Raw genomic sequence first — 21,699 nt, forward strand, 5'->3', positions numbered from 1 at the left:
GCGCACGTCGGGCCTAAAGACGCCATGTCCAGTCACTACTTACGTATTTTTCAGCAACCTAAGTCAGCAATTCTGCTGATGCTGGGTTTTGCTTCCGGTTTACCGCTCGCGCTGACCTCCGGTACGCTTCAGGCGTGGATGACGGTCGAGAACATCGATCTTAAAACTATCGGCTTCTTTTCTCTGGTCGGTCAGGCCTACGTCTTTAAGTTCCTCTGGTCCCCTGTGATGGACCGCTACACACCGCCGTTTTTGGGTCGACGTCGAGGCTGGCTGCTGACCACACAGATTTTGCTGCTGATTTCTATTGCTGCAATGGGTTTTCTGGAGCCCGGCACGCAGTTGCGATGGATGGCAGCATTGGCGGTAGTAATCGCCTTTTGCTCAGCGTCGCAGGATATCGTCTTTGATGCCTGGAAAACGGATGTTTTACCCGCCGAAGAACGCGGCACCGGCGCTGCCATCAGCGTGCTCGGCTACCGCTTAGGGATGCTGGTTTCCGGTGGCCTGGCGCTGTGGATGGCCGATCGCTGGCTTGGCTGGCAGGGCATGTACTGGCTGATGGCGGCCCTGCTGATACCGTGTATTATCGCCACCCTGTTAGCCCCCGAACCCACAGATGCGATTCCGGTCCCTAAAACGCTGGAACAAGCAGTTGCCGCGCCGCTGCGCGATTTCTTTGGCCGTAACAACGCCTGGTTAATCCTGCTGCTGATTGTGCTGTATAAGCTTGGCGATGCCTTCGCCATGAGCCTGACCACCACCTTTTTAATCCGCGGCGTCGGATTTGACGCCGGTGAAGTTGGGGTGGTCAATAAAACGCTGGGGCTGCTGGCGACAATTGTTGGCGCACTGTACGGCGGGATCCTGATGCAACGCCTGTCGCTGTTTCGCGCATTGCTGATTTTTGGCATTTTGCAGGGCGCATCGAACGCGGGTTACTGGTTGCTCTCCATTACCGACAAACATATGTTTAGCATGGGTGCGGCAGTATTCTTCGAAAACCTGTGCGGTGGGATGGGGACAGCAGCATTTGTTGCTCTGCTGATGACGCTGTGCAATAAATCCTTCTCCGCAACGCAGTTTGCCCTGCTCTCCGCGCTTTCCGCTGTGGGGCGCGTTTATGTCGGCCCGGTCGCGGGCTGGTTTGTCGAAGCACACGGTTGGCCCACGTTTTATCTGTTCTCCGTCTTTGCCGCGATCCCAGGCCTTATTCTGTTGCTGGTCTGTCGCCAGACGCTGGAACATAGCTGGAAAAACGAAAGTTTTATCCCGCGCACGGAGTTTCGTAGCGCGTACAACCTGGCATTGATGACGCTGGTGGCGGGCTGTTGTTTGCTGGTGGTCTGGCTGTTACTGCTGACAATGAACGCCCTGGATTACACTAACTTCTCCTTTCTGCCGGAACTGCTTGAAGTTGCGGTCGTGGTCGCAGTCTGCGGTGTGGTATTCGGTGGATTGCTGGATTATCTGGCGCTGCGCAAAACGCGTCTGGCGTGATGTTGCACATTTATGCTCTAAATAATTCGAGTTACGGGACAAAAGGCGTGAGCGTTTTGAACAGCGCTTGCGCTGGCCCCGTAGGGGAGAGGCCGAAAGGCCGAATCACGCGGCGACGCAGCAAATCCCCAGGAGCTTACATAAGTAAGTGACTGGGGTGAGCGAGGACAAATTCGTCGGGAACGAATTTGAACGCTGTTCACAGCGCCCGTAAGGGTGAGGCCCAGGATGGGCCGAGTTATTGCCAACACACCCGTAGCTTGAAGTATGACGAGCATATTTGGCCGTTGTAATAACTCTGCGTAATTATAACGGCTAAATAAACAACACTTAATAAAAATATTATTTGTTGTTTTGTGCGCCATAGATTTTGGAAATTATTGACGCCTTTTATAAATTCTATTTTCCTTACTCGATTCAGCCAACGCCATTCTATTTTTTGTTCTCTAATTGTCCTTTTAATGATAATCAATTGTTAATTAATTGTTTTATTTTAGCATTGGTTATACCAATTGCCCTTCGCACTGCCCCCGCATGCCCGCTTTCGTTATAACGTGATGTTGCAACAGGTTCTTAAAGTCAACGCGGTATATATTGCAACATATGTGACATGCACGGCAGAACCCGGTAACACAGATCCAATGATGTTTACAGTAATGTAACCTTCCCGTAAAATGCCCTCACACTTTAAACGCCACCCGGTCCCGTGGAATTGAGGTCGTTAAATGAGACTCAGGAAATACAATAAAAGTTTGGGATGGTTGTCATTAATTGCAGGCACTGCATTACTCAGTGGCTGTAATTCTGCGCTGCTTGACCCTAAAGGACAGATTGGTCTGGAACAACGTTCATTGATACTGACGGCATTTGGCCTGATGTTGATCGTCGTTATTCCTGCCATCTTGATGGCTGTTGGTTTTGCCTGGAAGTACCGTGCAAGCAATAAAGATGCGAAGTACAGCCCGAACTGGTCACACTCCAATAAAGTGGAAGCTGTGGTCTGGACGGTGCCTATCTTAATCATCATTTTCCTTGCCGTACTGACCTGGAAAACCACGCACGCGCTTGAGCCAAGCAAACCGCTGGCGCATGACGAGAAGCCCATTACCATCGAAGTGGTTTCCATGGACTGGAAATGGTTCTTCATCTATCCGGAACAGGGTATCGCTACCGTGAATGAAATCGCCTTCCCGGCGAACACTCCGGTTGAATTCAAAGTGACATCCAACTCCGTGATGAACTCCTTCTTTATCCCGCGTCTGGGTAGCCAGATTTATGCCATGGCCGGTATGCAGACTCGACTGCATCTGATCGCCAACGAAGCCGGTACTTATGATGGTATCTCCGCAAGCTACAGCGGACCAGGCTTCTCCGGTATGAAGTTCAAGGCTATCGCAACAAAGGACCGCGCCGAATTCGACCAATGGGTTGCTAAAGCTAAACAGTCCACGAACACCATGAGTGACATGGCAGCGTTCGAGAAAGTGGCTGTACCAAGCGAATACAACCAGGTGGAATATTTCTCCAACGTGAAACCGGATTTGTTTAAAGACGTTATTAACAAATTTATGGCTCACGGTAAGAGCATGGACATGGCCAAACCAGAAGGTGAGCACAGCGCACACGAAGGAATGGAAGGCATGGACATGAGCCACGCGGAATCCGCTCACTAAGGGGCCGAGGAAGAATACGATGTTCGGAAAATTGACACTGGATGCAGTCCCGTTCCATGAACCAATCGTCATGGTTACGATCGCTGCCATTATCATCGGTGGGGCGGCCTTACTGGGCCTCATTACTTACTTCGGTAAGTGGACCTACCTGTGGAAAGAGTGGCTGACTTCGGTTGACCACAAACGTCTTGGCATCATGTATGTCATCGTCGCCATCGTCATGTTGATTCGTGGCTTTGCTGACGCCATCATGATGCGTAGTCAGCAGGCGCTGGCGTCTGCAGGTGAAGCGGGCTTCCTGCCACCTCACCACTACGACCAGATCTTCACGGCTCACGGCGTGATCATGATCTTCTTCGTCGCCATGCCATTTGTTATCGGTCTGATGAACCTGGTGGTTCCGCTGCAGATCGGCGCACGTGACGTTGCCTTCCCCTTCCTGAACAACCTGAGCTTCTGGTTCACCGTTGTCGGCGTTATCCTGGTTAACCTGTCTCTGGGCGTAGGTGAATTCGCACAGACCGGCTGGCTGGCCTATCCGCCGCTCTCGGGAATAGAGTACAGTCCAAGCGTCGGGGTTGATTATTGGATATGGGCGGTGCAGTTGTCCGGTATCGGTACAACCTTAACCGGTATCAACTTCTTTGTGACCATCATCAAGATGCGTGCACCGGGTATGACGATGTTCAAGATGCCGGTATTTACCTGGGCATCTCTGTGCGCCAACATCCTGATTATCGCCTCCTTCCCAATCTTGACGGTCACCGTCGCGTTGCTAACCCTGGATCGCTATCTGGGCACCCATTTCTTTACCAACGATATGGGCGGCAACATGATGATGTACATCAACCTGATTTGGGCCTGGGGCCATCCGGAAGTGTACATTCTGATTCTGCCGGTCTTCGGGGTGTTCTCCGAAATCGCAGCGACCTTCTCGCGTAAACGCCTGTTTGGCTACACCTCGCTGGTGTGGGCAACCGTGTGTATCACCGTTCTGTCGTTCGTTGTTTGGCTGCACCACTTCTTCACCATGGGTGCAGGCGCTAACGTTAACGCCTTCTTCGGTATTACCACCATGATTATCGCCATCCCTACCGGGGTGAAGATCTTCAACTGGCTGTTCACCATGTATCAGGGCCGTATCGTATTCCACTCAGCGATGCTGTGGACGATCGGCTTCATCGTGACCTTCTCAGTCGGCGGTATGACCGGCGTACTGCTGGCGGTTCCGGGTGCGGACTTCGTACTGCACAACAGCCTGTTCCTGATTGCGCACTTCCACAACGTTATCATCGGCGGCGTGGTATTTGGTTGCTTCGCCGGTATGACCTACTGGTGGCCAAAAGCGTTTGGCTACACGCTGAACGAAACCTGGGGCAAACGCGCATTCTGGTTGTGGATCATCGGCTTCTTCGTGGCATTTATGCCGCTGTATGTGCTGGGCTTTATGGGTATGACCCGTCGTCTCAGCCAGCAGATTGACCCGCAGTTCCATCCGATGCTAGTCGTTGCCGCCTGTGGTGCCGCGCTGATTGCACTGGGTATCCTGTGCCAGCTGATTCAGATCTACGTGTCTATTCGCGACCGCGAGCAGAACCGTGACCTGACCGGTGACCCGTGGGGTGGTCGTACGCTGGAGTGGGCAACCTCTTCCCCGCCTCCGTTCTACAACTTTGCCGTTGTGCCACACGTTCACGAGCGTGATGCCTTCTGGGAAATGAAAGAAAAAGGCGAAGCGTATAAGCAACCTACGCACTATGAAGAGATTCATATGCCGAAGAACAGCGGCGCCGGTATCGTCATTACCGCCTTCGCAACACTGTTTGGTTTCGCCATGATCTGGCATATCTGGTGGCTGGCAATTGCAAGCTTCGCAGGCATGATTATCAGCTGGATCGTGAAAAGCTTTGATGAAGACGTGGATTACTACGTGCCGGTCCCGGAAGTCGAAAAACTGGAAAATCAGCATTTCGATGAGATTACTAAGGCAGGGCTGAAAAATGGCAACTGATACTTTAGCGCACGCGAATGCCCACGCGCACGAACACGGGCACCACGATGCAGGTCAGAACAAAATCTTCGGATTTTGGGTCTACCTGATGAGCGACTGCATTCTGTTCTCTATTCTGTTTGCAACCTATGCCGTTCTGGTGAACGGCACCGCAGGTGGCCCAACAGGTAAGGACATTTTTGAGCTGCCGTTCGTCCTGGTAGAGACCTTCCTGCTGTTATTCAGCTCCATTACTTACGGCATGGCGGCGATTGCCATGTACAAGAACAACAAGAGCCAGGTGATTTCCTGGCTGGCGTTGACCTTCTTGTTCGGTGCCGGATTCATCGGGATGGAAATCTATGAATTCCATCACCTGATTGTTAACGATATGGGCCCAGATCGTAGCGGTTTCCTGTCGGCGTTCTTCGCGCTGGTTGGTACGCACGGTCTGCACGTCACTTCCGGTCTTATCTGGATGGCGGTGCTGATGGTGCAAGTTGCCCGTCGCGGCCTGACCAGCACTAACCGTACCCGCATCATGTGCCTGAGCCTGTTCTGGCACTTCCTGGATGTGGTGTGGATCTGCGTGTTCACTGTTGTTTATCTGATGGGGGCGATGTAATGAGTCATTCAAACGTGAGCGGCGGCGCATCCCATGGCAGCGTAAAAACCTACATGACAGGTTTTATCCTGTCTATCATCCTGACGGTCATTCCGTTCTGGATGGTGATGACAGGTTCTGCCTCTCCTGCCGTTATTCTGGGGACTATCCTCATTATGGCAGTGGTACAGATACTGGTTCACCTGGTGTGCTTCCTGCACATGAATAGCAAATCTGATGAAGGTTGGAACATGACGGCCTTTGTCTTTACTGTGCTAATCATCGCCATTCTGGTTGTGGGCTCCATCTGGATTATGTGGAACCTGAACTACAACATGATGATGCACTAAGAGCGGCGATTATGATGTTTAAGCAATACCTGCAAGTAACGAAACCAGGCATCATCTTTGGCAACCTGATCTCGGTGATTGGTGGATTCCTGCTAGCCTCTAAAGGCAGCATTGATTATCCCCTGTTTATCTACACGTTGGTTGGGGTGTCACTGGTTGTGGCGTCGGGTTGTGTATTTAACAACTACATCGACAGGGATATCGACAGGAAGATGGAGAGGACCAAAAACCGTGTGCTGGTTAAAGGTCTGATTTCTCCTGCGGTCTCGCTGGTATACGCCACCTTGCTGGGTATTGCTGGCTTTATGCTGCTGTGGTTTGGCGCGAACCCTCTGGCCTGCTGGCTGGGGGTGATGGGCTTCGTGGTCTATGTTGGCGTGTACAGCCTGTACATGAAACGCCACTCGGTCTACGGTACGCTGATTGGCTCACTCTCCGGCGCTGCGCCGCCGGTGATTGGCTACTGCGCCGTGACGGGGAGCTTTGACAGCGGTGCGCTGATTCTGCTGGCGATTTTCAGCCTGTGGCAGATGCCGCACTCTTACGCCATCGCGATTTTCCGCTTTAAGGATTATCAGGCTGCCAACATTCCGGTACTGCCGGTGGTGAAAGGCATTTCGGTGGCGAAGAACCATATCACGCTGTATATCATCGCCTTTGCTATCGCCACGCTGATGCTGTCTCTGGGCGGTTACGCCGGCTACAAATATCTGGTTGTGGCGGCTGCGGTCAGCGTCTGGTGGTTAGGCATGGCGCTGCGTGGGTACAAAGTGGAAGATGACAGAGTCTGGGCGCGCAAGCTGTTCGGTTTCTCCATCATTGCCATCACCGCGCTTTCCGTGATGATGTCCGTCGACTTTATGGTGCCAAACTCTCAGAACCTGCTGACTTACGTCTGGTAAGTTAATCGTCACATCTTCTATGCCGGATGGCGGCTAACGCCTTATCCGGCCTACAAAAAGCACATTGCTTGTAGGCCGGATAAACGTAACCCCATCAGGCATCTTCCAGTTTATTATTCGTCCAGATTTCAAACTGCCATTTCCCCGCTTCAGCCGACTCAGCAAACATCCTTACGGTTAACGGTAAACGTGTTGCTTCCACTTCTTCCCGTTTAGCTTTGAACCATCTCGTGAATAGTGGCAGATTGTGCCATGGATAATAAGGTTTCCAGTTCACACATGATAAATCGACTTTGAACTCTTTCTCATATCTATCCAGAGCACTGTGGAGATCATCACCGGGGGCGTCAAACAATTCTGAGTCGAGTTCTAAAGGAACCTCCTTCCAGTTTTCATCCAAAAACCCAGGTATTTCTTCCCTGAAAAGCTTTAACACATCGTCTTGAATACTCATTAGAATGATGTCCACTGAATGCGATCTTTAGGTCGAGCAATTAAATTGTATTTTAGCTGCGTCTTTCTTGATACTTGCACAAGTGCATTTACTAGACCAATCCACCCAAGCCAAGGTATATACCGAGCAATCACAGCAGCAAGTTTGTTAGTGCTTTGTATCCTGAAACCCACTGGGGTGGGGACTTTAATACCAAATGGAACCCGCGCATCTCTCAGAAGCATTCTCCCGTATTTGGAAACAACACTTGTTCCTTCAATAGCCCCAGAAGGTTTCTGTCTTGTCTTCAACCAAGGTTGACCAGCCAGAATAGCGGCTCCCGATTCAATACCAATTCCTAACTCATCACAAAACTGTTCCAGAAAGATGAGATCGAACAATTCCCCAGCTGATAGATTGCTGTGACCGTGATACCAATAGGTACCCTTAGCTTCTTCCGTAGTGTCCATTCAATCACCTATTATGCCGTCTGCCGGTCATTCCATGCATCGGTATAGATAATGTTCCCGTCGCAATGCTTCCAGGTGATTTTTTCGTAGCGTAATTCGATGGTTTCAAGATGGTTATTGTTCATGTCCTTTGGACCAGCCATTGTGGGAGAAACGGAGACAATCCGCACGCCTTCGAGCAGCATATTGAAATACTCCACCTCCTGACCCGCATCATTAATCTTGTACCAACGAATCTCAGCAGACTTAAGATTTTGGCCTGTTGCAACCGCTTTGTATAAATACGGACTAGAGTAGTCGAACTCTTTGACAATCATCATCGGCGAATGCTGGCGTGTGCCTGTTGGCTTACCCGTTGCATTATCGGTAGGGATAGAGAGATTATGATGAAACCCCTTAAATTCAATACTGTTTTCTCGTCCCTTCACGTCGCACCCGCCTTTGATCAGCGCGCCGCCATCGTCATACATCCACATATTGCCCGGAATCGCCATTTTCCCTGTTCCTTATTCCGTAAAAAAAGACCACAAAAAATGTACACTTGAAATTATTGCATGTAAATTAGTTGCCATCGTAACAACAGTTTTTACACCTCTTCACGGCTCCACATATTGTATGTGGTTTACCCCATCCTCTCCCCGCTTTACACTAGGCGCGAAATTAAAACAGAGGTGGGAATGAACGATTATAAAATGACGCCCGGTGAGTTGCGCGCCACCTGGGGTTTAGGGACCGTATTCTCGTTGCGCATGCTTGGCATGTTTATGGTCCTGCCGGTTCTGACCACCTATGGCATGGCGCTGCAGGGCGCCAGCGAAGCGCTGATCGGGCTTGCCATCGGCATTTATGGTCTGGCACAAGCGGTCTTCCAGATCCCCTTCGGCTTGCTTTCCGACCGCATCGGTCGTAAACCGCTTATCGTCGGTGGGCTGGCGATATTCGTTTTCGGTAGCGTGATTGCCGCGCTCTCGGACTCTATCTGGGGAATTATACTCGGACGTGCACTGCAGGGTTCCGGGGCGATTGCCGCCGCGGTGATGGCGCTGCTATCTGACTTAACCCGCGAACAAAACCGCACAAAAGCGATGGCGTTTATTGGCGTCAGCTTTGGTATCACCTTCGCCATTGCCATGGTGCTTGGGCCGATCGTTACCCACGCGCTGGGATTACATGCGCTGTTCTGGATGATCGCCGCACTGGCAACCACCGGCATCGTACTGACCATTTGGGTGGTTCCCAATAGCACCACCCACGTGCTGAACCGCGAATCAGGCATGGTCAAAGGCAGCTTCAGTAAAGTCCTGGCGGAGCCTAAACTGCTGAAGCTCAATTTTGGCATCATGTGCCTGCATATTTTACTGATGTCCACTTTCGTCGCCCTGCCAGGCCAGCTGGCAAAAGCAGGCTTTCCCGCCGCCGAACACTGGAAGATTTATCTGGTGACGATGCTGCTGTCCTTTGTTTCCGTGGTGCCGTTCATCATCTATGCCGAAGTAAAACGCCGGATGAAGCGGGTATTTCTGTCGTGTGTGGTGCTGATCCTGGCTGCTGAGATTGTCCTGTGGAGCGCTAACATTCGTTTCTGGGGGCTGATTGCAGGTGTTCAGCTCTTCTTCCTCGCCTTTAACCTGATGGAAGCACTTCTCCCCTCGCTCATCAGCAAAGAATCACCGGCGGGTTATAAAGGAACGGCGATGGGCGTTTACTCCACCAGCCAGTTCCTCGGTGTCGCCATCGGTGGTTCACTGGGCGGTTGGGTGGTCGAAATGTTTGATGGTCAGGCGGTATTTTTGGCAGGCGCATTACTGGCTGCAATCTGGCTACTGGTGGCCAGCACGATGAAAGAGCCGCCGTATGTCAGCAGCCTGCGCGTGGAGATCCCCCCTGAGATCGCCGCAGATGACACACTAAAACAGCGACTGCAGGCAAAAGAAGGCGTGAGTGAGGTGTTAATTGTGGCAAAAGAGCATTCTGCCTATGTGAAAATCGACAGCAAAGTGACCAATCGATTTGAAATTGAGCAGGCGATAAGCCAGGCGTGAGGATTGCCGGATGGCGACTATCGCCTTATCCGGCCTACAAATAGCGTCTGCGATCGGTAGGCCTGATAAGCGTAGCGCCATCAGGCAGAACGGCTTAGTCGCGGAAGTTCTTGAACTGGAACGGCTGGCCGAGATCGCCGCCACGCACCAACGCCATGACGGATTGCAGATCGTCACGCGCTTTGCCGGTCACACGAATTTCTTCGCCCTGAATCTGCGCCTGCACCTTCAGTTTGCTGTCTTTAATCAGCTTGACGATTTTCTTCTGTACCGCGCTTTCAATGCCCTGCTTCAGCTTCGCTTCCACAAACCAGGTTTTTCCGCTGTGCGTAAAGGTTTCCGGTACGTCCAGTGACGTCCCTTCAATCCCGCGCTTCAGCAGCTTGGCGCGCAAAATATCCAGCAACTGATTAACCTGGAAATCAGACTCGCTCAGCACCTTAATGGTCTTATTGGCTTCGTTCAGCTCAAAAGTGGCTTCAACGCCACGAAAATCGAAGCGTGACTCCACTTCGCGGCTCGCGTTATCGACCGCGTTACGCGCTTCCTGAAGATCAACTTCAGAGACAATATCGAAAGATGGCATCTTTTCCTCTCCCTTCGTTTTTGATGCGAAGCATAATACCTGCAAAGTTACTCAACAGACAGCGCTATACTAGGCTGTATCCCCTAATTGTACGTGCCAATGGTAGCGGCGAACAATAATGGGATGCAGACGATATGGATTAGCACCTGGTGCTGTTGCAGGTGAGGAGGATGAATGAGAATTACCGTACTGGGATGCGGAGCCTTAGGGCAGCTTTGGCTTACCGCGCTATGCAAACATGGACATGAGGTTCAAGGGTGGCTACGCGTGCCACAACCTTATTGCAGCGTGAATTTGATTGACACGGATGGGTCAGTTTTTAATGAATCCCTGACGGCAAACGATCCCGACTTTTTGGCAAAAAGCGATCTGTTACTGGTGACGCTGAAAGCCTGGCAGGTTTCTGATGCGGTAAAAAGCCTGGCAACTATTCTGCCAAAGACCACCCCAATTCTGTTGATTCACAACGGAATGGGCACCATTGATGAGCTGCAAAGCATTACGCAACCACTGTTGATAGGCACCACCACGCAGGCCGCTCGCCGTGATGGCAACATCATAATCCATGTGGCGAAAGGAACAACGCGCATCGGCCCGGCGCGTGAACAGGATGGCGATTTCAGTTATCTGGCTGAGATCCTGCAAGAGGTGCTGCCTGACGTTGCCTGGCACGACAACATCCGCGCTGAACTGTGGCGCAAGCTGGCAGTCAATTGCGTCATTAACCCACTCACCGCGCTGTGGAACTGCCAAAACGGCGAGTTACGCCAGCATCCTGAAAAAATAGCGCAGATATGCGAGGAAGTGGCGGCGGTTATCGAACGCGAAGGCCACCATACATCCGTGGACGATTTACGCTATTATGTTGAGCAAGTAATTGACAGTACGGCAGAAAATATCTCATCCATGCTGCAGGACATTCGTGCTCTGCGCCATACGGAGATTGACTACATTACCGGTTATTTGTTGAAACGTGCGCGTGCGCACGGCATCGCCGTCCCGGAAAATGCCCACCTGTTTGAAATGGTAAAGCGAAAGGAAAGTGAATATGAGCGCTCAAGCACTGGTATGTCTCGCCCCTGGTAGTGAAGAGACCGAAGCGGTCACCACTATCGATCTGCTGGTTCGAGGCGGGATCCAGGTGACAACCGCCAGCGTAGCCAGCGATGGCGACCTGACGATTGTCTGCTCGCGCGGCGTCAAGTTGCTGGCGGATGCACCGCTGGTTGAAGTCGCCGACGGCGATTACGACATTATCGTGCTGCCCGGCGGCATTAAAGGCGCAGAATGTTTTCGCGACAGCCCGCTGCTGATTGAAACCGTTAAACAGTTTCATCGTTCTGGGCGTATTGTGGCAGCTATATGTGCCGCAGCCGCCACCGTGCTGGTTCCGCATGACATTTTCCCCATCGGCAATATGACCGGCTTCCCGGCGCTGAAAGACAAAATCCCCGCTGAACAATGGCAGGACAAACGCGTCGTCTGGGATCCGCGCGTCAACCTGCTGACCAGCCAGGGGCCAGGAACATCAATTGATTTTGGCTTAAAAATCATTGATCTGCTGGTCAGTCGCGAAAAGGCTCATGAAGTGGCGTCACAACTGGTGATGCCCGCAGGCATTTATAACTACTACGAGTAACACTTAGGCCACTCCCTCTAAAAGGAACCGTTATGAAAGGATATCTGAGCGGAGTGGTTTTACTGCTCCTTTCCAGCACCACCGCCGCAACCCAGCTTGAAATTAAGAGCCTTGAGTACCGTTATCCCAATAGCACTGAAATGCAGTATCGCGTGCCATGGTTTTCCTCAACGGATAACCCGCAGGTTGCAAAACGTATTAACGATTATATTTTCGCAAGCTTCATCAATCGGTTACCAGGGAATAACCCACAGGCGACAGTGAATCAGTTTGCGAAATCAGAGATGAATTCCACCGCCAACCTTGACTACACAGTCGAATATCGCGACGCCAATGTGCTGACCCTGAATATGTTTGCCGAAGGCTGCGGAGCCTATTGCGAGTCGTATAATGTGCCGATGAGCTTCGATTTAGCCAATGGCGCAGCAATTACCCTTAACGATCTCTTTTCCCGCGCCACGATGGCTGAATTAAACACCCGCATCAGAAAAGATATCCGCAGCCAAATTGATACCTTTGTTGCCGCACAGAAATCACAAAAGTCGGAGCCAATAAAAGAGGAAGACGGTGAAGATTTGGGCTATGACGACTTCTACGCCTCATGCGCCACCTACACCGACGGGTTGTACTACATCGACAAATTCTCCCTGCAAAAAGATCATCTGGCTTTCCTGAACGGACGCTGTAGCAACCACGCCAACCGCGCGGGTGACGAACTGGGCGATTTCACAACAAAAATCCCGACCGCAGAACTGCATAATCAGTTCACGCCATACGGCCAGTATCTGACTGGCGCAAAGGGTACAACACCGGTTGAGCCCGCGCCCGGCATCGACGGCAAGGTGATGTACGGCACGCTGGGAAAAAGCCTGCGTATTGTGTTGAAGGTGGACTGCAAATACGGTGATTATTTTGAAGGGGCTTACTTCTACCAGAAATTTGGCGCACCGATTGAATTAACCGGCAAGTGCGACACTGCCAACAATCAACATTATGAACTGAAGACCTCTGACGCAGAACAGGCGCAAGAGAAGATGACGCTGGAATTGAAAGACGGTGTCTATCAAGGCGTCTGGGAATCGAACGGGAAGACGCTCCCCGTTCGATTTGAATAACGCTTTCGCACAACATTGCCAGATGGCGATGTAAACACCTTATCAGGCCTACAAAGACCTACAGCTTGTAGGCCTGATAAGCGCAGCGCCATCAGGCAGAAGTCACTACGGGCGATACACCTTCACGTTTGCAAAACCCTGCTCGCGCAGATACAGCGCCTGCAGGCGGCTCATCACACCGCGTTCACACCACAGCAGCCAGGTTTTATTCTGGTCCAAATCGCCAAAGTGGGTGCTCAGCTTGTAGAACGGCAGCGAAACCACGTCCACGCCTTCCACTTTCAGCGGCTTATCATCCTGTTCATCCACAGAGCGGATGTCCAGAATCACGTCGTTGGGGCCAAAACCGCTCACGGTTTCAACTTCCACCACGGCCTGCTCGGTCTGCTGAGCGATATCGCGGATATCGATATTATTGGCTTCTTCCACCACTTTATCGAGGATGGCAAAATCGAAGTTTTGTTCTTCGGCTTCAATCTTCGCTTTAATGGCTTTTACCGTCGGGCTTTTTGAGATAACACCGCAGTACTCCGGCATGGTTCGAGCAAAGTCTTCGGTACCAATTTCACGCGCCAGATTAATGATGTGTTCTTTATCGTGCGAGATCAGCGGACGCAGGATCAGCGTGTCGGAGACGTTGTCGATCAAACGCAGGTTAGTCAGCGTCTGGCTGGATACCTGCCCAAGCGCTTCACCGGTCACCAGCGCCTGGACGCCGTAGCGCTCGGCCACTTTAGACGCCGCGCGAACCATCATACGCTTGAGGACCACGCCCATCTGGCCATCGTCAACTTTCTCGAGGATCTCACCCACCACCGGTTCAAAATTGATGGCGACAAAACGTACGCGATGCGAACTCCCGAAGCGGTTCCACAGGTAATGCGCCACCTGACGAACGCCGATTTCGTGCGCCGCACCACCGAGGTTAAAGAAGCAGTAGTGCACGCGACAGCCGCGACGCATCAACATATAGCTGGAAACGCCAGAGTCAAAACCGCCGGAAATCAGCGACAGTACGTCTTCCTGGGTGCCAATCGGATAGCCGCCAATACCTTCGTAGCGACCTTTCACCAGCAGCAGTCGGTCGTTTTCGATTTCAAGATTGACGGTCACATCAGGCTTGGTCAGCTTCACGCGCGCGGATTCAATATGTTGATTCAGCCCACCGCCAACATAACGTTCCACTTCAATGGAGCTAAACTCATGCTTACCACGGCGCTTCACGCGCACGCAGAAGGTTTTGCCTTCCAGTTGATCGCGGTACTGCACCAGCGCTTTCTCGAAGATATCGTGCATATCGGTAAACGGCACGTCTTCCACTTCGAGAATATGGTGGATCCCCGGAATACGGGTCAGCGCGTCACGAATATCCAGACGCTGGGTTTCATCTTTGGCGCGAACCTCAACATGGTCCCAGTGGCGGACGACAGCAAGGTCTTCATCATAGTGTTTTAAAACGTTACGGATGTTCCCTGTCAGAATTTTTATAAAGCGCAAACGCACAGATTGGCTTTTGATGGTGATTTCTGGGAACAATTTAATGATAAACTTCATGGCGGCAATGGTTCTTTGGCAAGCATCAAAGGCTTGTATTGGGGAATAATACAGCAGCCCATACCTGCGGCTGCATCCAGGCGCGGAAGTATACCACTACGCGAGCTTCCTGTGCACATTGCGCATTATTTGATAATTGCCCGAAGTCCGTTACCATGGCTTGGGCTGAAAATATTGAGAGTCAGACATTCATTATGCCGAAGAAAAATGAAGCGCCCGCCAGCTTTGAAACAGCGCTGAGCGAGCTGGAACAGATTGTTACCCGTCTGGAAAGCGGCGACCTGCCGCTGGAAGAGGCGCTGAACGAATTCGAACGTGGCGTACAGCTGGCGCGTCAGGGACAGGTTAAGTTGCAACAGGCTGAACAGCGCGTGCAAATCCTGCTGTCTGAGACGGAAGATGCCGCCCTCACGCCTTTTACACCGGATAATGAGTAAATGGATTTTACGCAGCAGCTACAGGCTTGCGTTGAGCAGGCCAACCAGGCACTGAGCCGTTTTATCGCGCCATTGCCCTTTCAGAACACTCCCGTGGTAGAGACCATGCAGTATGGCGCATTATTAGGCGGTAAACGTCTGCGCCCGTTCCTGGTATACGCAACCGGTCAGATGTTTGGCGTCAGCCTGAGTACGCTCGACGCTCCCGCCGCGGCGGTTGAGTGCATCCATGCTTATTCGCTGATGCACGATGATTTACCCGCGATGGACGACGACGATCTGCGACGCGGCCTGCCGACCTGCCACGTTAAGTTTGGCGAGGCGAATGCGATTTTAGCGGGTGATGCGCTGCAAACGCTGGCGTTTTCCATTATCAGTGACGCCCCCATGCCGGAGGTCGCCGACCGTGACCGCATCGCCATGATCTCTGAACTGGCTCAGGCCAGCGGTATTGCCGGCATGTGCGGCGGTCAGGCGCTGGATCTGGCGGCTGAAGGCCTCCAGGTTGAGCTGGAGGCGCTGGAGAAAATCCATCGCCATAAAACCGGGGCCTTAATTCGCGCCGCCGTGCGTCTGGGGGCATTAAGTGCCGGAGACCAAGGCCGAAACGTCCTGCCGATACTCGACAAGTACGCCGAAAGCATCGGTCTGGCGTTCCAGGTTCAGGATGACATACTGGATGTGGTAGGCGATACTGCAACATTGGGTAAACGTCAGGGTGCCGACCAGCAGCTTGGCAAAAGTACCTATCCTGCACTTCTGGGTCTTGAGCAAGCCCGGAATAAAGCCCGGGATTTAATCGAGGATGCCCGCCAGTCGCTCAGTCTGCTGGCCGCACAGTCACTCGATACCTCGGCACTGGAAGCGCTAGCGGACTACATAATCCAGCGTGATAAATAAACCAACATATCCGATGAGCTTGCGATGAGTTTTGATATAGCCAAATACCCGACCCTGGCGCTGGTCGACTCCACCCAGGAGTTACGCCTGCTGCCAAAAGAGAGCCTGCCCAAGCTTTGCGACGAACTGCGCCGCTATTTGCTCGACAGCGTGAGCCGTTCCAGCGGGCATTTTGCCTCCGGTCTGGGCACGGTGGAGCTGACCGTCGCGCTGCACTACGTCTACAACACCCCGTTTGACCAGTTAATCTGGGATGTGGGACATCAGGCGTACCCGCACAAGATTCTGACGGGGCGCCGCGATAAAATCGGCACCATCCGCCAAAAAGGTGGCCTGCATCCGTTCCCCTGGCGTGGCGAGAGCGAGTATGACGTTTTAAGCGTCGGACACTCCTCCACCTCCATCAGCGCCGGTATTGGCATTGCGGTTGCCGCCGAGAAAGAAGGCAAAGAGCGCCGTACCGTTTGCGTGATTGGCGACGGTGCCATCACTGCCGGCATGGCGTTTGAAGCCATGAACCACGCGGGCGATATTAAGCCCGACATGCTGGTTATCCTGAACGACAACGAAATGTCGATTTCAGAAAACGTCGGCGCGCTGAACAACCACCTGGCACAACTGCTCTCCGGCAAACTGTATTCCTCATTGCGTGAAGGCGGGAAGAAAGTCTTCTCCGGCGTGCCGCCGATAAAAGAGCTGCTTAAACGTACCGAAGAACACATTAAAGGCATGGTGGTGCCGGGTACGCTGTTTGAAGAATTGGGCTTTAACTACATCGGCCCGGTAGACGGTCACGACGTGCTGGGACTGATCACCACGCTGAAGAACATGCGCGACCTGAAAGGCCCGCAGTTCCTGCACATCATGACCAAAAAAGGTCGTGGCTATGAGCCTGCAGAAAAAGACCCAATCACGTTCCATGCGGTACCCAAATTCGATCCGTCCAGCGGATGTCTGCCGAAAAGCAGCGGCGGCCTGCCGAGCTACTCCAAAATCTTCGGCGACTGGCTGTGCGAAACGGCGGCCAAAGACAACAAGCTGATGGCGATTACCCCGGCCATGCGCGAAGGCTCCGGTATGGTGGAGTTTTCACGTAAATTCCCGGACCGCTACTTCGACGTGGCGATTGCCGAGCAGCATGCGGTGACCTTTGCTGCCGGACTGGCAATTGGCGGCTATAAGCCGGTGGTCGCGATTTATTCCACCTTCCTGCAACGCGCCTACGATCAGGTGCTGCATGATGTCGCCATTCAGAAACTGCCGGTCCTGTTCGCCGTGGATCGCGCGGGGATCGTGGGCGCGGATGGACAAACCCACCAGGGCGCGTTCGATCTTTCTTTCCTGCGCTGCATCCCGGAGATGGTCATTATGACCCCGAGCGATGAAAACGAATGCCGCCAGATGCTGTTTACCGGTTATCACTACACTAACGGCCCGGCCGTGGTGCGCTACCCGCGCGGTAATGCGGTTGGTGTTGAGCTGACACCGCTGGAAAAATTACCTATTGGTAAAGGCATCGTGAAGCGTCACGGGACAAAAGTGGCAATCCTTAACTTCGGCACCCTGATGCCAGAAGCCGCTCAGGTTGCGGAATCGCTGAACGCCACGTTGGTCGATATGCGCTTTGTCAAACCGCTGGACGAAACGTTGATTCTGGAGATGGCGGCCCGCCACGAGGTGCTGGTTACGCTTGAAGAAAACGCCATTATGGGCGGCGCGGGCAGCGGCGTAAACGAAGTGCTGATGGCGCATCGTAAGCCGGTTCCGGTGCTTAACATTGGTCTGCCTGACTTCTTCATCCCACAGGGGACACAGGACGAAGCGCGCGCCGATCTCGGTCTTGATGCCGCCGGCATTGAGGCCAAAATCAAGGCCTGGCTGGCATAATCCCCTCCCCGCTCCTGCTATGCTTAATGATTAACACGCTAAGCAGGAGCGGAATATGCAATACAACCTCTTAGGAAAAACTGACCTTCGGGTTTCTCGCCTTTGTCTGGGCTGCATGACGTTTGGCGAGCCCAATCGCGGCAATCACGCCTGGACGCTGCCGGAAGAAAGCAGTCGCCCAATTATCAAATATGCTCTTGAAGGCGGTATTAACTTTTTTGATACTGCCAATAGTTACTCCGCTGGCAGCAGCGAAGAAATTGTCGGTCGCGCCCTGCGTGACTTCGCCCGCCGCGACGAGGTGGTGGTCGCCACAAAAGTATTTCACCAGGTAGATGATTTAGCGGAAGGGTTATCCCGGGCGCAAATCCTGCGTTCTATCGACGACAGCCTGACTCGCCTTGGCATGGACTATGTCGATATCCTGCAAATTCACCGCTGGGATTACAACACGCCTATCGAAGAAACCCTGGAAGCGCTCAACGACGTGGTGAAGTCCGGCAAAGCACGCTATATCGGCGCCTCTTCGATGCACGCCTCCCAGTTTGCGCAGGCGCTGGCCTTGCAGAAACAACACGGCTGGGCGCAATTTGTCAGCATGCAGGATCACTACAACCTTATCTACCGTGAAGAAGAACGCGACATGCTGCCGCTGTGCTACCAGGAAGGCGTGGCGGTGATCCCGTGGAGCCCACTGGCACGGGGACGTCTGACGCGCCCCTGGGGAGAAACGACCGCGCGTGTCGTGTCGGATGAAGTCGGCAAAAATCTGTACCGCGAGAGTGATGAAAACGACGCGACAATAGCGGAACGGTTAACCGGGGTGAGTGAGGAAATCGGCGCTTCGCGCGCGCAGGTAGCGCTGGCGTGGCTGCTGAGCAAACCGGGCGTCGCTGCGCCCATAATTGGCGCCTCGCGCGAAGAACAGCTGGATGAGTTGCTCAACGCGGTCGATTTAACGCTAAAACCGGAACAGATTGCCGAACTGGAAATGCCGTACAAACAACATCCGGTGGTGGGATTTAAATAATCTGGTATTGCCCGATGGCGCTGTGCTTATCGGGCCTACAACATAACCCTGGGAAGGGTTAAATAATGCCAAGCGGCCAGTGATGCCCGATAAAATAGAGGATCCCTGCGGAAAGTATCCCCGCCACAATATCGTCGATCATAATCCCCGTACCGCCATGCACGTTACGATCGAACCAGCGGATCGGCCAGGGCTTCCACATATCCAGAATGCGGAAAATCACAAATCCGGCGGCGACCCACTGCCAGTCGAGTGTCGGCAGAGCCATCAGAGTTATCCACATCCCGACAAACTCATCCCAGACGATACTGCCGTGATCGTGTACACCCATATCTTTCGCCGTTTGATGGCACAGATAGACACCGATACAAATAGCCAGCATGACGACCAGTGAATACAGCTGCCACGGCAGAAACGTCATCAAATACCAAAATGGGATCGCCGCCAGCGATCCCATGGTACCGGGTATAATTGGACTTAATCCGCTGCCGAATCCGGTGGCCAACAGGTGCCACGGATTACGCATACTCAAACGGCTTTTTGCGACATCTTTTTTAAGGCGCAGCAAAATGGTCATATCCTTTCCAGTCAAACGTGACAGGCTTACCGTCACGCGTAAAGTGCATCCCTTCCACGTCCGCACTCATCTGCCCAATGCAGGTAAATGATACGCCAAGATGCCCCAGCGCGACGTCCAGTGCACCACGGTTTATTTCCGGTACGGTAAAGCATAACTCATAATCTTCACCACCTGAGAGCGCCCAGCGCAGCGCCTGCTCCGGCTCAACGTGCTGGGAAAATGCCGTGGAATACGGTAACGCATCGACATTAACGCGTGCGCCGCAGCCGCTGGCATTAACGATATGTCCGAGATCGGAAATCAGACCGTCGGAAAGATCGATAGCCGCACTGGCCAGGTCGCGCAGGGCCTGCCCCTGTAAAATTCTCGGCGTGGGACGCAGGTGACGTTTAAGCAGATACTCCGCGTCTTTGGCATCTGTTACCTGCAATCGGTTTTGCAGAATAGCCAAACCGGCAGCGCTGTCGCCCGGCGTACCGGTAACGTAAATCCAGTCACCCGGCTTCGCACCCGAGCGTTTTAAGGCTCGCCCGACCGGGACGTAGCCATGGATACCCAACGTCATCGACAGTGGCCCACGCGTGGTATCACCGCCAATCAGCTGCATATCATAGTAATTAAGGAGTTCAAACAGGCTGTCACTGAAGGCTTCGAGCCAGGATTCATCAACGTCAGGTAACGTGAGCGCCAGCGTCAGCCATGCCGGGTCAGCTCCCATCGCCGCCAGATCGCTTAAATTAACCGCCAGCGCTTTCCAGGCCAGGTCCGTTGGATCAATATCGGGAAGGAAGTGATTGCCTGCCACCAGCGTGTCGGTGCTGATCGCCAGCGTTTGTTTTTCAGGGATGTTCAGGAGTGCGCAATCGTCACCAATGCCGGTTTCGACGTCAAGACGAGAGCTTCTAACACGGTCAAAATAACGGGCAATCAGGGAGAATTCGCCACATGCCATACGTTATGCCTCAGCAGGAAAAAAGAAAAGGCCGGCGACAGCGGAAATAGATTCCGCCATCCTGCCGGCCTGGCGATCACTTTTTGTTGGGGCGAATCGCAGGTGCTGCTTTATCCAGTACGCCGTTGACGAACTTGTGGCTATCTTCGGCACCGAAGGTTTTCGCCAGTTCAATCGCTTCGTTGATGGCCACTTTATACGGCACATCACTACGTTTAGACAGTTCAAACAGTGCAATACGCAGTACGGCTTTCTCTACCTGACCCAGCTCTTCCAGCAGACGAGACAGGTAAGGCTTCATCAGGCCATCCAGGTACGCGCTGTTAGTCGCCACCCCGGACAGCAGTTCACGAAAATACAGGACGTCGACATCTTTCACGTCCTGTTCCGCCAGGAACTGGTATTCAACATCAGAGATGTCGTTCTGGGACAACTGCCAGGAGTAGAGCGCCTGGACGGCACACTCACGGGCGCGGCGACGAGCAGCAGGTTTCACGGATTTCCCCTTACAAAAATCAGGCCTTAATGGCTTTCAATACATTAATCATTTCAAGCGCGGTCAGTGCAGCTTCTGCGCCTTTATTACCGGCTTTCGTGCCAGCACGTTCGATGGCTTGTTCAATACTTTCGGTGGTCAGAACACCGAAGGCTACCGGAATACCGCTGTCCTGAGCGACGTGCGCCAGGCCATTGCTTGCACCGCCAGCCACATATTCGAAGTGTGCGGTACCGCCACGGATAACTGTACCCAGCGCAATCACCGCGTCATATTTACCGGTTTTCGCCAGTGCATCAGCTGCCAGCGGCAGCTCATACGCGCCTGGAACCCAAACGACGGTAATGTTTTCATCTTTAACCTGGCCAATACGCTTCAGGGCGTCGATAGCACCTTCCAGCAGGCTGTCATTGATAAAGTTGTTGAAACGCGCAATGGTGATGGCGACGCGAGCGTCCGGAGTAGCAACGTTAGCTTCAATAATGTTCATATTCTTCCTTCGGATTCACTAGACCCCGCAGGGGGGCGGATTTTATCATAATAATCTGTGCGCTGCTTC

General features: G+C 52.9%; 23 protein-coding genes. 14 read left to right on the forward strand and 9 right to left on the reverse strand.

All coding sequences use genetic code 11. The features are described from left to right. Positions 1-24 precede the first annotated feature (24 nt). The 6 genes from ampG to cyoE all read left to right on the forward strand — a co-directional run bounded on the left by ampG (position 25) and on the right by cyoE (position 7,019). Positions 25-1,500 (forward strand): muropeptide MFS transporter AmpG, encoded by a 1,476-nt coding sequence (gene ampG / locus AC3ITF_RS16930; RefSeq protein ID WP_137362732.1) that lies wholly within the window; start codon positions 25-27, stop codon positions 1,498-1,500. A 725-nt stretch (positions 1,501-2,225) separates the two neighbouring features. Then, on the forward strand, positions 2,226-3,173 hold the full coding sequence (gene cyoA, locus AC3ITF_RS16935) for a cytochrome o ubiquinol oxidase subunit II (RefSeq protein ID WP_115259235.1): 948 nt from the start codon (positions 2,226-2,228) through the stop codon (positions 3,171-3,173). 19 nt (positions 3,174-3,192) lie between these two features. Further along, complete coding sequence (cyoB, locus tag AC3ITF_RS16940) at positions 3,193-5,184, forward strand: cytochrome o ubiquinol oxidase subunit I (protein ID WP_096758070.1); 1,992 nt, start codon at positions 3,193-3,195, stop codon at positions 5,182-5,184. Beyond that, positions 5,174-5,788 carry a cytochrome o ubiquinol oxidase subunit III gene (locus tag AC3ITF_RS16945; protein WP_096758071.1) on the forward strand — a complete coding sequence of 205 codons (615 nt, stop codon included), beginning with the start codon at positions 5,174-5,176 and terminating at the stop codon, positions 5,786-5,788. The genes cyoB and AC3ITF_RS16945 overlap by 11 nt, the downstream gene beginning before the upstream one ends. Beyond that, positions 5,788-6,117, forward strand: a complete 330-nt coding sequence (locus AC3ITF_RS16950) for a cytochrome o ubiquinol oxidase subunit IV (RefSeq protein ID WP_096758072.1) — start codon at positions 5,788-5,790, stop codon at positions 6,115-6,117. The genes AC3ITF_RS16945 and AC3ITF_RS16950 overlap by 1 nt, the downstream gene beginning before the upstream one ends. 11 nt (positions 6,118-6,128) lie before the next feature. Continuing rightward, on the forward strand, positions 6,129-7,019 hold the full coding sequence (gene cyoE, locus AC3ITF_RS16955; protein WP_096758073.1) for a heme o synthase: 891 nt from the start codon (positions 6,129-6,131) through the stop codon (positions 7,017-7,019). A gap of 94 nt (positions 7,020-7,113) precedes the next feature. On the opposite strand, the gene AC3ITF_RS16960 is transcribed toward cyoE, so the two are convergent. From AC3ITF_RS16960 to AC3ITF_RS16970, 3 genes are read right to left on the reverse strand one after another with little or no spacing between them, the layout of a single operon-like run. Further along, entirely contained in the window at positions 7,114-7,473 is a 360-nt protein-coding gene (locus tag AC3ITF_RS16960; protein ID WP_489175864.1) for a DUF1493 family protein, read from the reverse strand. Further along, positions 7,473-7,922, reverse strand: a complete 450-nt coding sequence (locus tag AC3ITF_RS16965; protein ID WP_174360582.1) for an STM2901 family protein — start codon at positions 7,920-7,922, stop codon at positions 7,473-7,475. The genes AC3ITF_RS16960 and AC3ITF_RS16965 overlap by 1 nt, the downstream gene beginning before the upstream one ends. 11 nt (positions 7,923-7,933) lie before the next feature. Continuing rightward, positions 7,934-8,416: an Hcp family type VI secretion system effector gene (locus tag AC3ITF_RS16970; RefSeq protein ID WP_489175865.1), complete on the reverse strand. Its 483-nt coding sequence runs from the start codon at positions 8,414-8,416 to the stop codon at positions 7,934-7,936. A 183-nt stretch (positions 8,417-8,599) separates the two neighbouring features. Between AC3ITF_RS16970 and AC3ITF_RS16975 the strand changes: the two genes are divergently transcribed. Then, positions 8,600-9,964 carry an MFS transporter gene (locus AC3ITF_RS16975; RefSeq protein ID WP_174360580.1) on the forward strand — a complete coding sequence of 455 codons (1,365 nt, stop codon included), beginning with the start codon at positions 8,600-8,602 and terminating at the stop codon, positions 9,962-9,964. Positions 9,965-10,058: 94 nt separating this feature from the next. On the opposite strand, the gene AC3ITF_RS16980 is transcribed toward AC3ITF_RS16975, so the two are convergent. Continuing rightward, positions 10,059-10,550, reverse strand: a complete 492-nt coding sequence (locus AC3ITF_RS16980) for a YajQ family cyclic di-GMP-binding protein (protein ID WP_096758076.1) — start codon at positions 10,548-10,550, stop codon at positions 10,059-10,061. Positions 10,551-10,724: 174 nt separating this feature from the next. Here AC3ITF_RS16980 and panE point away from each other — a divergent pair, with 174 nt between their 5' ends. Genes panE through AC3ITF_RS16995 form a run of 3 tightly spaced genes read left to right on the forward strand, consistent with a single transcriptional unit; the run spans position 10,725 to position 13,304 of the window. Further along, complete coding sequence (panE, locus tag AC3ITF_RS16985) at positions 10,725-11,636, forward strand: 2-dehydropantoate 2-reductase (RefSeq protein WP_117342117.1); 912 nt, start codon at positions 10,725-10,727, stop codon at positions 11,634-11,636. Then, a complete protein-coding gene (gene yajL / locus AC3ITF_RS16990; protein ID WP_096758078.1) occupies positions 11,599-12,189 on the forward strand; it encodes a protein deglycase YajL in 591 nt (196 codons plus the stop codon). The genes panE and yajL overlap by 38 nt, the downstream gene beginning before the upstream one ends. 32 nt (positions 12,190-12,221) lie before the next feature. Further along, entirely contained in the window at positions 12,222-13,304 is a 1,083-nt protein-coding gene (locus AC3ITF_RS16995) for a hypothetical protein (RefSeq protein ID WP_489175866.1), read from the forward strand. A 105-nt stretch (positions 13,305-13,409) separates the two neighbouring features. Here the strand turns inward: AC3ITF_RS16995 and thiI are convergent, their stop codons facing one another. Beyond that, positions 13,410-14,858 carry a tRNA uracil 4-sulfurtransferase ThiI gene (gene thiI / locus AC3ITF_RS17000; protein ID WP_135912466.1) on the reverse strand — a complete coding sequence of 483 codons (1,449 nt, stop codon included), beginning with the start codon at positions 14,856-14,858 and terminating at the stop codon, positions 13,410-13,412. Positions 14,859-15,052: 194 nt separating this feature from the next. On the opposite strand from thiI, the gene xseB reads away from it, so the two are divergent. The 4 genes from xseB to AC3ITF_RS17020 are packed head-to-tail and all read left to right on the forward strand — an operon-like array spanning position 15,053 to position 19,112. Next, complete coding sequence (xseB, locus tag AC3ITF_RS17005) at positions 15,053-15,295, forward strand: exodeoxyribonuclease VII small subunit (protein WP_096759458.1); 243 nt, start codon at positions 15,053-15,055, stop codon at positions 15,293-15,295. Continuing rightward, positions 15,296-16,195 (forward strand): (2E,6E)-farnesyl diphosphate synthase, encoded by a 900-nt coding sequence (ispA, locus tag AC3ITF_RS17010; RefSeq protein ID WP_115259240.1) that lies wholly within the window; start codon positions 15,296-15,298, stop codon positions 16,193-16,195. It abuts the gene before it with no gap. A 24-nt stretch (positions 16,196-16,219) separates the two neighbouring features. Then, positions 16,220-18,082: a 1-deoxy-D-xylulose-5-phosphate synthase gene (gene dxs / locus AC3ITF_RS17015; RefSeq protein WP_115259241.1), complete on the forward strand. Its 1,863-nt coding sequence runs from the start codon at positions 16,220-16,222 to the stop codon at positions 18,080-18,082. A gap of 55 nt (positions 18,083-18,137) precedes the next feature. Beyond that, positions 18,138-19,112, forward strand: coding sequence for an aldo/keto reductase (locus tag AC3ITF_RS17020; protein WP_489175867.1), 975 nt, complete (start codon positions 18,138-18,140; stop codon positions 19,110-19,112). Between the two features lie 58 nt (positions 19,113-19,170). Here the strand turns inward: AC3ITF_RS17020 and pgpA are convergent, their stop codons facing one another. From pgpA to ribH, 4 genes are all read right to left on the reverse strand, one after another. After that, positions 19,171-19,689: a phosphatidylglycerophosphatase A gene (gene pgpA / locus AC3ITF_RS17025; protein ID WP_096758084.1), complete on the reverse strand. Its 519-nt coding sequence runs from the start codon at positions 19,687-19,689 to the stop codon at positions 19,171-19,173. Then, positions 19,667-20,644, reverse strand: coding sequence for a thiamine-phosphate kinase (thiL, locus tag AC3ITF_RS17030; RefSeq protein ID WP_096758085.1), 978 nt, complete (start codon positions 20,642-20,644; stop codon positions 19,667-19,669). The genes pgpA and thiL overlap by 23 nt, the downstream gene beginning before the upstream one ends. 76 nt (positions 20,645-20,720) lie before the next feature. Beyond that, positions 20,721-21,140, reverse strand: coding sequence for a transcription antitermination factor NusB (nusB, locus tag AC3ITF_RS17035; RefSeq protein WP_096758086.1), 420 nt, complete (start codon positions 21,138-21,140; stop codon positions 20,721-20,723). A 19-nt stretch (positions 21,141-21,159) separates the two neighbouring features. Continuing rightward, positions 21,160-21,630, reverse strand: a complete 471-nt coding sequence (gene ribH, locus AC3ITF_RS17040) for a 6,7-dimethyl-8-ribityllumazine synthase (protein ID WP_003021575.1) — start codon at positions 21,628-21,630, stop codon at positions 21,160-21,162. Positions 21,631-21,699: the final 69 nt, after the last annotated feature.

The sequence above is a fragment of the Citrobacter sp. KH_055_1 genome, from assembly GCF_057838705.1.